The sequence below is a fragment of the Botryobacter ruber genome (genome assembly GCF_003347595.2).
Lineage (GTDB): Bacteria > Bacteroidota > Bacteroidia > Cytophagales > Hymenobacteraceae > Pontibacter > Pontibacter ruber_A.
The window spans coordinates 16,386-29,499 of the sequence record NZ_QCZK02000033.1 but is presented as its reverse complement, the minus strand read 5'-3'; the positions used below and the strand labels follow the sequence as shown (position 1 = coordinate 29,499).

Annotated in this window: 11 protein-coding genes; all 11 read left to right on the top strand. The window is 47.8% G+C overall.

The features are described 5' to 3' along the window. The first annotated feature begins 4 nt into the window (after window positions 1-4). The 11 genes from DCW36_RS09480 (at window position 5) to DCW36_RS09430 (ending at window position 13,055) form a co-directional block, all read left to right on the top strand. Window positions 5-1,078 (top strand): COX15/CtaA family protein, encoded by a 1,074-nt coding sequence (locus DCW36_RS09480; RefSeq protein WP_114783378.1) that lies wholly within the window; start codon window positions 5-7, stop codon window positions 1,076-1,078. Window positions 1,079-1,119: 41 nt separating this feature from the next. Next, the gene (gene cyoE, locus DCW36_RS09475; RefSeq protein ID WP_240676112.1) at window positions 1,120-1,974 is read left to right on the top strand and encodes a heme o synthase; all 855 of its coding nucleotides are present in this window, start codon (window positions 1,120-1,122) and stop codon (window positions 1,972-1,974) included. A 3-nt stretch (window positions 1,975-1,977) separates the two neighbouring features. Further along, the gene (locus DCW36_RS09470) at window positions 1,978-2,574 is read left to right on the top strand and encodes a cytochrome c oxidase subunit 3 (RefSeq protein WP_240676111.1); all 597 of its coding nucleotides are present in this window, start codon (window positions 1,978-1,980) and stop codon (window positions 2,572-2,574) included. A 22-nt stretch (window positions 2,575-2,596) separates the two neighbouring features. Beyond that, on the top strand, window positions 2,597-3,343 hold the full coding sequence (locus DCW36_RS09465; protein WP_114783376.1) for a cytochrome c oxidase subunit 3: 747 nt from the start codon (window positions 2,597-2,599) through the stop codon (window positions 3,341-3,343). 55 nt (window positions 3,344-3,398) lie between these two features. Next, window positions 3,399-3,746 carry a cytochrome C oxidase subunit IV family protein gene (locus DCW36_RS09460; protein ID WP_114783375.1) on the top strand — a complete coding sequence of 116 codons (348 nt, stop codon included), beginning with the start codon at window positions 3,399-3,401 and terminating at the stop codon, window positions 3,744-3,746. A gap of 12 nt (window positions 3,747-3,758) precedes the next feature. After that, entirely contained in the window at window positions 3,759-4,427 is a 669-nt protein-coding gene (locus tag DCW36_RS09455) for an SCO family protein (RefSeq protein WP_114783374.1), read from the top strand. Further along, on the top strand, window positions 4,405-4,959 hold the full coding sequence (locus DCW36_RS09450; RefSeq protein ID WP_114783373.1) for a DUF420 domain-containing protein: 555 nt from the start codon (window positions 4,405-4,407) through the stop codon (window positions 4,957-4,959). The genes DCW36_RS09455 and DCW36_RS09450 overlap by 23 nt, the downstream gene beginning before the upstream one ends. A gap of 27 nt (window positions 4,960-4,986) precedes the next feature. Then, complete coding sequence (locus DCW36_RS09445; RefSeq protein WP_114783372.1) at window positions 4,987-5,247, top strand: hypothetical protein; 261 nt, start codon at window positions 4,987-4,989, stop codon at window positions 5,245-5,247. A 100-nt stretch (window positions 5,248-5,347) separates the two neighbouring features. Next, window positions 5,348-5,629 (top strand): DUF983 domain-containing protein, encoded by a 282-nt coding sequence (locus DCW36_RS09440; protein WP_114783371.1) that lies wholly within the window; start codon window positions 5,348-5,350, stop codon window positions 5,627-5,629. A 263-nt stretch (window positions 5,630-5,892) separates the two neighbouring features. After that, window positions 5,893-9,543 (top strand): sensor histidine kinase, encoded by a 3,651-nt coding sequence (locus DCW36_RS09435; RefSeq protein WP_114783370.1) that lies wholly within the window; start codon window positions 5,893-5,895, stop codon window positions 9,541-9,543. After that, window positions 9,540-13,055, top strand: coding sequence for a hypothetical protein (locus tag DCW36_RS09430; RefSeq protein WP_125185481.1), 3,516 nt, complete (start codon window positions 9,540-9,542; stop codon window positions 13,053-13,055). The genes DCW36_RS09435 and DCW36_RS09430 overlap by 4 nt, the downstream gene beginning before the upstream one ends. Window positions 13,056-13,114: the final 59 nt, after the last annotated feature.

The window sequence follows — 13,114 nt, the reverse complement described above, 5'->3', positions numbered from 1 at the left end:
ATAAATGAATAAATCTTTTTATCATAAAAGGTTTAGAACTATTGGAGTACTAACAGTTATTGCTGTTTACTTTCTGATATTAGTCGGAGGAATCGTACGAAGTACTGGTTCAGGAATGGGATGCCCTGACTGGCCAAAATGTTTCGGCAGCTGGGTTCCTCCGACTGATATCAGCCAATTACCAGATGATTATCTGGAAGTTTACAAGCAGAAGCGGATAGAGAAGAACCAGAAGCTAGCGGGTTACCTTGACAGGCTTGGTTTTGAGAACCTTTCTGCTTCCATCTTTAATCATCCAAGTCAGTTTATCGAAACAGATTTTAATGTTACTAAAACCTGGATCGAATATGTAAACAGGCTGGTTGGCGTGCTTATCGGAATTCTGATTTTTCTAACAGTAGTTTATGCTGTTCCATACCTGAAATCGGATAAGACGGTTTTCTTTTTAGCCCTGTTGAGCTTTATTATTGTCGGGATACAGGGGTGGCTGGGATCGATAGTTGTTTCTACAAATCTCTTACCGGTAACTGTCACCATTCACATGGCCCTGGCATTGGTGCTGATTGCTTTGTTAGAGTATGCACTTGTTCGGTCACAGAATTTTGCTTTTTCCGGAACAATCAGTTTTTCAGGAAGGCTGCAGGCGCTACTGGTGATAATTGCCGTAGTTACTTTTGCCCAAATAATCTTAGGCACGCAGGTACGTGAAGAAGTAGATACGATAGCATATAGTATGGGAGGTGCAAACAGAGCGTTGTGGGTAGATAATCTGGGACTTGAGTTTTACATTCATCGTTCTGTTTCCATTGCCATTCTTGCTTTGAATATCTTTGTTGTTTATCAACTGTATAAATTGAAGAACAGGAACTTGTCGTTAATGGCAAACTCGATGTTGGTTATTCTGGGGCTGGAAATCGTGTTTGGTGTTATAATGGCTTATTTTGCTATTCCTGCTTTTCTGCAACCGCTGCATCTCACTCTCGCGACGCTTTTATTCGGGCTTCAGTTTTTTATGTTTATTTATTACAGGTTTGCCTCACGCGAGGCAGCGTTAAAGGCGAAAGTAGCAGTAAGATAATGTACACACACAAATCGAACCTACTCTTGTCAGGTGTTATCATGGCAAATAAAGCAACAGCATACTTTAAACTCTTAAAGTTCAGATTAAGCTTTGTAGTTGCTTTTTCAAGTGCTATTGGTTTTATCCTGGGCCGGTTTAACAGTACGGTTGTAGAGGTGGCGCTGGTGTTAACGGGAGGTTTCCTGGTTACGGGTGCTGCTAACATAATCAACCAGATCCTGGAAAAGGACCTGGATAAGCTAATGAAGCGAACAGCCAAGCGTCCTTTGCCAACGGGTCAGGTTAGTGTTCAGGAAGCAGGTTTGTTCGGGACAGTTATAGGTATTATTGGCTTAGCAATTTTGTGGGTTAATTTTAATCCCCTGGCTGCTGTTTTGTCTTTTGTTTCACTGGTGCTGTATGGCTTTGTTTATACACCCATGAAGCGGGTTAATCCTATTTGTGTTTTTATTGGAGCTATTCCGGGTGGCCTTCCGCCCCTGATCGGTTGGGTTGCTGCAACGGGCACGCTGGGTGTAGAAGCCTGGATTTTGTTTGGTATACAGTTCATCTGGCAGTTTCCTCATTTCTGGGCGATTGCCTGGGTTTTGGACGACGACTATAAAAAGGCTGGGTTTAAGATGCTGCCGATGGCAGGAGGGAAGAATCTGAAAACAGCTATACAGATTATGATTTATACGCTCCTGCTTATTCCGCTGAGTCTATTACCACTTCAGTTTGGAATGACGGGCTCAACCTCTGCGCTTATTGCAGTAGTATGCGGCGTATTATTTTTAGCCCAGACATTTTACCTGATGAGGACCTGTTCTAAAAAGGCAGCCATGAGTATCATGTTTGGTTCTTTTTTATATTTGCCTATTGTGCAGATTGCTTTTGTTTTGGATAAAGTTTGAGTTATGGATTTAGCAATGGTTCCCGGAACATTTAATGAGGAAACTAAATCAGCGGGAGTACATCCGTTAAAGTTCGCGCTGATCTTGATAATAGTGAGCATCGTCATGATGTTTGCTGCTTTTACCAGTGCCTACATAGTTAGGAGAGCAGAGGGTAACTGGCTGGAGTTCGAGTTACCGAACATTTTGTTTATTGATACTGTAATTATTTTACTAAGCAGTGTCAGCATGCAGTGGGCCTATTTTGCAGCCAGAAATAATAAATTGGGCGTACTGAAGACCATGTTGCTGCTTACCTTCGGACTTGGCGTTGCTTTTCTGGCAGGGCAGTTTGATGGATGGGCTGAGCTTGTACGTAACAATGTTTTTTTTGGTGGTACAGAAAGTAATCCGGCAGGATCTTTTTTATATGTCCTGACAGGTGTGCATGGATTTCACCTCATCTCCGGGTTAATATTTATTCTGGCTGTTTTAATAGCCAGTTTCAGGTATAAAGTACACTCAAAGAATATGCTTCGTATACAGTTATGCACTATATACTGGCATTTTTTAGGAGCACTTTGGCTATATTTGTACATATTTTTAAGGATAAATCACTAAACACGTTTTTCACTATATTATTATGTCTACTTCAACTACGCTGGAAGCACCAAAGGCTGGTACATGGGATGGTGGTAACGAGCCATTAAAAGCTAGCTATGGAAAACTCATGATGTGGTTTTTCCTGCTATCAGATGCCTTTACTTTTGGAGCACTGCTGATTGTTTATGGTTTGTCGCGTCATAAGCACCTGCCTTATGTCGGCGATCCGGAAGCTTTTACCTTTTCTACTCAGTGGTGGCCAATACCTGAAAAAGTATTTAATGCATTCCCTGGGCTGCATGGTGTGGATCTGCCGCTGGCCTTTGTGGCGCTCATGACCATGATCCTCATTCTTAGTTCTGTTACGATGGTGCTAGCTGTGGAAGCCGGTCATCGTATGGATAAAAATGATGTTCAGAAATGGTTGTTGTGGACGATCCTTTTTGGTAGTATCTTCCTGGGTTGCCAGGCATGGGAGTGGACGCACTTTATAGTTGGTGACGACACCGGTATGGTGCTGGGCGATGGTACCCGCGTGTTTGGCGCTAGCCTGACTGTTAACCAATACGGACCTCCCTTGTTTGCAGATTTATTCTTCTTCATCACTGGTTTCCACGGTACACACGTATTTTCAGGAGTAGTGTTACTTATCATGGCCTTCATCAATACCGTTAATGGCGTATACCATAAACGTGGACATTATGAGATGGTGGAGAAAGTTGGTCTTTACTGGCACTTTGTAGACCTGGTGTGGGTATTTGTATTTACCTTCTTCTACCTGATATAATTTTTGAAACTGATTGGCCACCTTTACCGGTGGCATAAACAAATAGATTTTAATTATGGCAATGCATACTGATCATTCGCACGATTACGAAAATACTGGCGAACTTCCGAAGCCGCAGACAAAAGCTATCTGGAAAACATTTATCATTCTGGTTGTTCTGACTGCTATTGAGTTCGTGTTTGCCTTTATGATGGACGCCGGAACGTTGCGTAACTCTATCTTTATTATTCTCACCGTTTTCAAGGCATTTTTCATTGTGTCAGAATTCATGCACTTAAAGCATGAAGCAAAAGCACTTATCTGGTCCATTTTGTTGCCTACCGCACTTATTGCCTGGCTCATGGTTGCTTTAATTTCAGAAGGGAGTTATTACTTTGATTCTGTAGTCAATTATTTTAATTAGTAAATCATTTATATGAGTAATGTAAAGGCACTAATACTAGTTCTACTATTATTAGTGCCTCTTCTTGTTTTTATATTTATCGGTACCTTCGGGGAACACCATTTTGCACTCAAGACCTATTTTCCTCAATCGGATGATGCCGGGAATGTAATGCTTGATGCCAAAGGGGATACCGTTTGGCATCAGGTGCCGCCTTTCTCCTTAACTTCCCAGCAAGGTAAGACCATATCGCAGACCGACCTTGCGGGCGATATTTATGTTGCTAATTTCTTCTTTGCTTCCTGCCCCGGAATTTGTCCTAAAATGACTTCGCAGTTGACGCGGGTGCAGGAAAAGTTCAGGGAGGAGCCTAACGTAAAGCTTGTTTCTTTTACCGTTGACCCGGAAAGGGATTCCGTATCGGTGCTGCAGGAATATGCTTCCATGTATAATGCTGATCCGGCGAAATGGTATTTCTTAACCGGCGACCGGGATGAAATTTACACTTTAGCGCAAAAAGGTTTTTATTTGCCGGTACAGCAGGTAGCCGGGCAGCAGGATTTTATTCACAGTGAAAAGTTTATGCTGGTAGACCGGGAACACCACGTGAGAGGAATTTATAACGGGCTGGATCCGGAGGATGTGGACAGGCTGATAGTTGAAATTAATGTTCTTTTAGATGAATACAGTAAAAGTGAATAGTTCTGTCAGCAGCAAGGATAAGCGCTACATGACGGTGATAGCTGTACTGTCTGTTGCTATACCTGTTGTGGTGGCATTGCTGTTCTTTATGCCGAAGGCAAATGCCAGTAACGTTGACGTATCTTACCTGCCCGGTTTTCATGCCATCCTGAATTCTTTAACTGCTGTTGCACTGGTTATCGGCTACTACAATATCAAAAAAGGTAAGGTGCGAAACCACCGGGCCGCAATGCTTACCGCTTTTGGTTTATCGGCTATTTTCTTGGTATCGTATGTTACCTATCATTTTCTGGGGGAGCGCACGGTATTCGGGGGTGAGGGTGCTTTAAAATACATTTATTATTTTATTTTACTGACCCACATTGTACTGGCTGTCGTTATTGTGCCGCTTGTGTTGCTATCGGTGTATTTTGGAATAACGGAGCAGAACGCCCGGCACCGGCGCATTTCCCGCTGGACATTTCCGATCTGGTTATACGTGGCTGTTACGGGAGTGCTGGTGTTTATACTTATTTCACCTTATTACGTTTAGTTAACAGAAAACAAATAGAACTGAGGGATGAAGAGAAAGATGTTGACAAGGCTATTGGGAGTAGGCCTGGTGTTGATGCTGAGTTTTACAGCAACGGATGCGTTCAGCCAATGTGCGATGTGCCGTGCTACGGTAGAATCGAATGTCGGTACTGGAAGTAAAGAACCTGAATCGGATGTGGGAGCAGGGTTGAATAAAGGAATTTTGTACCTGATGGCAATTCCGTATATCCTGATAGGTACTGTGGGCTTCTTCTGGTACAGGAATAGCCGGAAATCCCATGCCTGACATAGCGGGGCTGAGAGCTTTGATTGGCTGTCGGTGTCCGCGTTGCAGGAAAGTAGCGGTTTATACGCATGCGGCATGGCATCTGGCTAAGTTTGACCGGATGCACAAAAATTGCCCTGCCTGCAATTTTTATTACGAAATTGAGGTAGGATTCTTCTGGGGAGCCATGTACATCAGCTATGGTTTTTCCGTACTGATTGTTTTGCTGGTGGGCGTGTCGCTTTTTTACCTGGCGGATGATCCGCCGGCGTGGGTATACCTTGTTGCAGTAGCAAGCATTATTACCATTTTAACTCCCGTTTTGTTCAGGTATGCCCGCATGCTGATGCTTTATTTTTTTTCTGGCACAAAATTCGATCCCACCTGCATTACCAGGTCCTGATGATCCTTACTGAACAGAAAAGCTGAATTGCCGTTCCGATTAAGCTGGGCATATCACCTCTCACCTTATTTTTGCCATTGTTGCTACAGAGCAGAGGCTGTGGTGGCAGGTGCAGCAGATTTTTTCCGGCCTGTGCTGTTGCCGGCGGGGCAGTTGTATAGCGGTGGCAGTGGAAGGAGGTGCAGCTAACTTGGTATAAACATAAAGCTTTGACTAGGAAGGGAATACCATTTATATTGTTACTGATTGCGCTGTTGTGCTTTTTGGCTACAGCTGCGGTACATTATCATTTACCGGCCTTTCAGGCTCGTTCGCGACCTGATGCTGCGGTTAAAGACATCAGTAAACAGATAAACGCTTCTGTTGCTGCCGCGCAGTCAGAAGCGGTTGCGATCGGGAAAAAACTTGGTTCCGATTCGGTTTCCTTTTCTAAACTCCTCAGGCTGGCCCATTGCCCTACTTTTATTTACAGGCACAACGAGCTTATTTTCTGGTCTGACCATACCATTATTCCAGATCTGGATTATCCCCCCGATGTAACCCATCCGGTTGCCGTCAGCAATACCTATGGCACCTTTATAGTTGTTCCACATATTGCCAGTGGCTACAATATTTTTCTCTACATCCCGCTACAGAACGAGTACAGGATCAGGAACTCCTTTCTTTCTCCGGGGCTCGAGCAACGGATTTTCGGAAAAACAAATGCCAGGCTGGTACTGACGAAGCGGAAGGGCCTACCCCAGGTGCGGACCAGCGATAACAAGTTCCTGTTTGCGCTCGATTTCGGAGAAAACAAAACGGATGCTGGCCAGGCTGCGCTGGAACTGATCCTTTTCAGCGGAGGAGTAATCTTTTATATCCTGTTCTGTATTCTTTGGAGCAGGAGGCTGCTGAAGCAGGGCAAATACAACGAGGGCATCATTTTACTGCTGGCGTTACTGGCGGCGCTCCGGCTGGCCATGCTGCAGTTAAACCTTCCGTTTGCACTGAAAGAAGTAGAGCTTTTTGATCCGAAAGTATATGCCGCCTCTTACTGGTCCCCGTCCGTAGGTGATCTGGCGCTGAACATGTTGTTACTGACAACCGTAGCGTGGGCTTCTTTTTATCTTTTCCAGAAAAACAAGGTAATGGGGCAGCTAAAGGTGCTGCCCAGGCAAAAGATCCGTTATATTCTGGCAGGTTGTTTTCTTTCCTTTTTTATGCTGTTGGTGGTGCTCTTTAAGTTTTACCACGGCATTTATCATAACTCTCCCCTTGTTTTAGACATAAGCCAGTCGCTGGACCTGACCAGGTATAAGTTAGTTATCTATGGCATTATGTTCCTGCACACTGCTGCGCTGGGCGTCTTTACATTTATCCTGGCAACGGTTGTCAGGGTGTTGCTGCAGCAGGAGGAGCTGTTATGGCCGTATAAAGTAGTGGGGGCCATAGCGCTTGCCTTGCTTGTACTGGCAGGTGTACTGGATTTGGAATACATCAGCGTCGTGTTGATCGGTTCTTTTTTCTGGTTGCTTATCATAATTTCGGCCCAGCATCCGGGAGCCATTAATTTCCCCTATCGTACGTACCTGTTCATTTTCCTGATAATTTCGGTAAGTGCGGCGACGGGGGCAAGTGCCATTTATACCCATTACCAAAGCGAACTGAAAGCCTATAAGCAGAAGTTTGGCTACACCATTATGCAGGACAGTGATGTGCTGGGGGAGTTCCTGCTGGATTCTGTGGCCATGAAAATCGCTTCTGATGCTTTGATCCGTTCTAAAATGAAGGGACCCTATGTGGATGCTTCCTTTATCAAGCGTAAAATTTCGAAACAGTACCTGCGCCATTATTTTGATAAGTATGAAACCAGCGTCTACCTGTTCGATAGCAAAGGCATGGCACTGGAAAGCGCAGATACCTCAAGGGCAAGCCTGCATGAGTTAATGGCGCAGTACGACAAGCCCGTAAACAGGACGGAACACAAAGATCTTTTTCTGATAAATGACCCGATGCGCTATAATACGCGCATGTACCTGAAGGTAATTGAGGTGCCGCTGGATACGTGGCAGAAAGGTACCATCATCCTGCAGTTGCGCCTAAAGAAACTGCTCCCGAACAGCCTGGTGCCCGAACTGCTGGTAGATCAGGGTAGTAACCAGCCATTCCGGACGGATAGGATGAGCTATGCTTTTTTTGAAAACGGGCAGCTGAAGTATAGTGAAGGGGAATATGATTATGCGACAAATTTCAGCCGCTCCTTGCTGAACAGGTGGGAACTTGAACGGGATGGCATCCGGCACGAAGGCTATCACCACCTGGGCATTGTAGATGATAACGGACAGGTGCTGATTATTACGACGGAGAACTACGGCAGTAAAGAACTGCTCTCTAATTTTTCGTTCCTGTTTCTGGTGTTTACGGCTGGTGCTATTCTGTGTACGTTGCTGTTGCTGTTACTACAGCGCAGGTATATTCAGAATAACAGTCTTAACTTCAGTACCAAAATTCAGCTTTTCCTAAACTTCGGTATACTGCTTCCGCTTGTTCTGGTCAGTATTATTACAGCCGGACTTGTAACGGCCTCTTACCGGAAAGACCTGATGCGCTCCTACGAAAACCGGGGTGAGGCCATCCAACAGAATCTGAGCACTTTACTTACACGGAACGTGATGCAGCGTAAGAACCTGTTGCTAAAGTATGTAACTGATATTGCTTCTGTAGCAGAGGCTGATATCAATGTATACGACCAGGATGGGCGCCTGCTGGTCACAAGTCAGCCCCTTATTTTTGAGGCGGGCCTGTTGTCGAAACTGGTGAACCCGCAAGCTTTTGCCGCCATTTCGGAGCGGCAGGCCCTGCGTGTGCTGCTGAACGAGCATGCCGGCAGCCTCACATTTAATTCCATTTACCTGCCCCTGCGTGATTCTGAAAGCTCGGGACAGATTGCGGGCTTTATTGGTATCCCTTTTTTTGATTCGGAAAAGCAGCTGGAAATAAAACTTATTGAGCTGATTACCACCACTATGAACATTTTTACCGTAATGTTTATCATGTTTATGGTGCTTACTTTTTTTGCGTCGAGGGCACTAACCGTGCCGCTGCGCATGTTAGCCAATAAACTGAAGCGCACCTCCCTGACAGGCAAAAACGAGATGCTGGCCTACGAAGGAGCAGATGAAATTGGGATGCTGGTAAACGAATATAACCGTATGTTACTGACGCTGGAGCAAAATAAAGTGGACCTGGCGACACGCGAAAAAGAAGCGGCGTGGCGCGAAATGGCCCGCCAGGTAGCGCACGAAATCAAGAATCCGCTTACTCCTATGAAGCTCTCGCTGCAGTACCTGCAGAAAGCTATTTCCGAAAAAAGACCGAATACCGAGCAGCTGATTGATAAGATTTCGCATACCCTGATCACGCAGATAAACATACTAAGCGACATTGCCACGTCGTTTTCTAACTTTACCGCCATGCCGGAGCCAAAGGCGGAACTGATGGATGTGGCAGCGGCCCTGCGCAAGTCGGTGGACCTGCACAACGATCCGGCTTCCGTGTCGGTTAAAGCTGACTTTGAGCGGGAGGAGGTATTTATAACAGCAGACGAAGGCCTCATGGTCCGGACATTCAACAATTTGCTTCTGAATGCCATACAGGCAGTTCCGGCCAACCGGAAACCAAAGATACACGTTACCCTGCATGTTCAGCCGGACGAAACGGTGCTGATTTCCATCCGGGATAACGGAGTAGGGATTCCGGATGAAATACAAAGCAAAGTTTTCATTCCGAACTTCAGTACAAAGTACACCGGCTCCGGGATCGGGCTGGCTGTAGCCAAACGAGGCATAGAGAATGCCGGTGGCCGCATCTGGTTCGAAACCGAGGAAGGAAAAGGTACCACCTTCTTTATCGCATTACCCCTGTCTAAACCATGACCAGGCTGTTGTACCTGGCCGTTGCTTTTTTCTTTTTTAGTCTGCCGGTATTGGCGCAATCGTCGGTCAGTAACAAGCGCTGCAGGAAGATTCCTGTTACGGCAGAACCATTTGTGCTCGACACCCTGACCATTGCGCCTGCTTCGGTAGAATTTCTGAGCATGAAACGGGAGGAGTTCGAGTTTGACTACAACTATACCACAAACGAATTCCGGCTTACCCGCTTTCCTGCGCCTGACTCCATTCCCATTGATCCGCAGGGAACCAAGGTGGCGCTGTTATCCGATTCGGTGGTGGTTTGTTACCGGGTGCTGCCGCTCAACCTTACCCGTCCGGCTTTCCGGCGCGACATCACCAAGCTCGACCTGACTTCTTTTCAGAAAGGTTATTACCAGGAAGAATTTACCACCCGCGAGGAAATTTTTAAAACGCCTGGCCTGAACAAGACCGGGAGCATTTCCAGGGGTATCTCTTTTGGTAATACCCAGAATGTATTTGTAAACTCCGCCCTGAACCTGCAGCTGGACGGGAAGCTGACGGAGGATATCAGCATTACGGCCGCTATTACCGATCAAAACATCCCGTTTCAGCCGGAGGGCAACACACAGCAGTTGCAGGAGTTCGACCGGGTGTACATTACCCTCAAACACAAGGTATGGCAGCTGACCGCAGGGGATGTGGTGCTGCGCAACAGGCCTTCTTACTTTCTGCAGTTTTATAAAAACGTACAGGGAGCCGCCTTCGAGGCGGTAACAGGTAAAACACCCGAACGGCAGGGATTAACTTCCGTGGCTGCATCTGTATCGAAAGGTAAGTTTACCTCGCAGGTGATACCGGCCCTGGAAGGGGTGCAGGGGCCTTACCGCTTGCGTGGTCCGAACAACGAGCGGTTTATTATTGTGCTGGCCAATTCGGAACGGGTGTTCCTGGACGGGAAGCTGCTGACCCGCGGGTTTGAATATGACTATGTGATTGACTACAATCAGGCAGAGATTACGTTCACCACACGCCATGTGATCACAAAGAACTCGCGCATCAAGGTTGATTATGAGTATTCCGACCTGAATTACAGCCGCAGCATTTACCACGCAAGCCATTACCAGAACTTAAACAAGTTCAAAGTTTTTACTAATTACTACAACGAGTCCGACAACCCCAACAACCTCCTGAACCTGGACCTGCGCGACGAGGACAAACGGCTGCTCGCCGGCATAGGCGACAGCCTGAACCAGGCCATTATTCCGGGTGCACTGGAGGTGCCCTTCGACCCGACACAGGTGCTTTATGCCCTGCGCGATACCATCTTCAATGACAGCCTGAATACTGCTACCATTTACGTGTACTCCACCGACCCGGAAGAGGCGATTTACAATGTCCGGTTTTCAGAAGTGGGGCCGAACCAGGGCGATTATGTACAGGCAAACACTACGGTAAACGGGCGGGTGTTCCGGTGGGTGGCGCCGGTAAACGGGGTGCCGCAAGGAAGCTTTGCACCCGTACGTATACTGCCCACACCGCGCAAAAGGCAGCTGGTAAACCTGGGGGCGAGCTACACTTTGCAGAAAGGCATAGAGGTGTTTTTAGAAGGAGCCGCTTCGCAGAACGATATCAACCGCTTCTCAAAACTCGATGCGCAGGACGATAACGGGAAGGCGCTACGGGCAGGTTACGTGGTGCAGGAGAAAGAAGTGCCGTTTCTGGGCAAATACAAAGTAAACAGTACGCTGAACTACGAATACACCGATCAGCATTTTGTGCCGATAGACCGGTACCGCCCCATCGAGTTCGACCGCGACTGGAGTTTGTCGGGCAACGAGCGGGGGGCCGAAGACCACATCCTCAACTTTTCGGTGGGGGCGGCAAAAGATGCGCTCAACCTGTTTAACTACCGCGTAAGCTATCGTAACCGCGATGAGCAGCTGAACGGGGTGCAGCATTACCTGGACCTGGTAAAGCGGCTGGGGAAGCTGGAGCTGCAAAATCATTTTTTCATGCTCAACAGCGAGCAGAACAACCGCGAATCGGACTGGTACCGGGGCGATGTGGGCGTGAAGTACGGGTTTAAGTGGCTTAAACCGGGCTATGTGTACCGGTTTGATAAAAACCGCATCAAAGCCATAGGTACTGACTCAGTGGTGGGCTCTGCCATGTACTTCGACGAGCATTTGTTTTTTATAGAAAGCGGCGACTCTGCCAGTACCCGGTTCCGGGTAGACTACAGCCACCGCACCGACCTCCGGCCAACTACGGAAGGCACTCTGGGGCTGCCGGAGGTAGGGCAGACCTACAACGGTACTATGCAAACTAAGATCGGGCTGGAGCACGACGTGGCTGTGCAGGTAACGTATCGCAAGCTGACGCAGGAAACGGCACAGGACGAAGAAACAGTGCAGTCGCGCATCGACTGGAACGGCAGTTTCCTGGAAGGCAGTTTCCGGTCTGAACTGAGTTACACCGTGGGGACGGGCCGGGAGCTGAAGCGGATTTTTATTTTCAGGGAAACACTGCCTGGCCAGGGAACGCACTACCTCCGCGAGGGCGGCAACCCCAACGACCTGAACGACTACCTGGAGGCGCAGACGGTAGACCAGCGGCGCTATATTAAAGTGTTCCTGCCTACCGACGAGTATGTAAATGCCTACACCAACCGCTTTACCTACCGCCTCAACAGCAGCACGCCCCGCAGCTGGCGCACCCAAAACGGCCTGAAAGGCTTTGCCTCCCGCTTCTCCGTCCTCACCTTTACCAGCATCGATAAGAAAACAACCGATAATGACCTGGTGAAACGTTTCAACCCGTTCAGCGTGGATTTTGAAGATGCGTTCCTGCTTTCGCTCGTGAAGACGCTGCGCAATACCCTGTATTTCAACCGCACCAACCCGCTGTATGGTTTGGAGTACACCTACCAGCAGAACCAGCAGAAGTCGCTGCTCACCAACGGTACCGAAACCCGCGGGCTGGGTAGCCATTTGCTCATCGGGCGGCTAAACCTGAACGAGGTGCTGAGCTCCAAAATAAGCCTGGGCCGCAACGTGCGCGATAACCGCTCCAATTTCCTGAGCTCGAAAAACTTTAAGATCGTATCGCGGGAGCTGTCGCCGGAGCTGGCCTATCAGCCCAATACCAAATTCCGGTTTACAGGTACATACCAGTTTGCCATTCGCGAGGATGTGCTGCCGCCTGTACAAGAGGTGCCAGGGGAGGAGCAGGCCACGCAGCAGCAGGGAATTTTTAACGAGCTGGGCCTGGAGGCAAAGCTGAGCCAGGTAAGCAAACGCACCCTCTCGGGTAACGTCCGCTACGTGAACATCAACTTCACAGGCGATATGAATTCCTATGTTGGCTACGAAATTCTGAATGCCCTGCGCCCCGGAAACAACATCACCTGGTCGCTGAACGTGCAGCAGCGCCTGAGCAATGGCCTCAATATCTCGCTGAACTACGATGGCCGCAAAGCCAACGGGGTAGGAGCGGTGCATACAGGGCGGACGCAGGTGTCGGTGTTGTTTTAGCAGGAGCAGTGGGTGTGGTGGCAGGTGCAGCAGATTTTTTGCAGAGTCCATGTAGCTTT

Bases quoted from the DNA above. Each gene is read 5' to 3' on its own strand.
- DCW36_RS09440 (WP_114783371.1), top strand. From the start codon at position 5,348: ATGCACAAAAATTGCCCTGCCTGCAATTTTTATTACGAAATTGAGGTA.
- DCW36_RS09450 (WP_114783373.1), top strand. From the start codon at position 4,405: ATGAATACAGTAAAAGTGAATAGTTCTGTCAGCAGCAAGGATAAGCGC.
- DCW36_RS09465 (WP_114783376.1), top strand. From the start codon at position 2,597: ATGTCTACTTCAACTACGCTGGAAGCACCAAAGGCTGGTACATGGGAT.
- DCW36_RS09470 (WP_240676111.1), top strand. From the start codon at position 1,978: ATGGATTTAGCAATGGTTCCCGGAACATTTAATGAGGAAACTAAATCA.
- cyoE (WP_240676112.1), top strand. From the start codon at position 1,120: ATGGCAAATAAAGCAACAGCATACTTTAAACTCTTAAAGTTCAGATTA.
- DCW36_RS09480 (WP_114783378.1), top strand. From the start codon at position 5: ATGAATAAATCTTTTTATCATAAAAGGTTTAGAACTATTGGAGTACTA.
- DCW36_RS09455 (WP_114783374.1), top strand. From the start codon at position 3,759: ATGAGTAATGTAAAGGCACTAATACTAGTTCTACTATTATTAGTGCCT.
- DCW36_RS09430 (WP_125185481.1), top strand. From the start codon at position 9,540: ATGACCAGGCTGTTGTACCTGGCCGTTGCTTTTTTCTTTTTTAGTCTG.
- DCW36_RS09445 (WP_114783372.1), top strand. From the start codon at position 4,987: ATGAAGAGAAAGATGTTGACAAGGCTATTGGGAGTAGGCCTGGTGTTG.
- DCW36_RS09460 (WP_114783375.1), top strand. From the start codon at position 3,399: ATGGCAATGCATACTGATCATTCGCACGATTACGAAAATACTGGCGAA.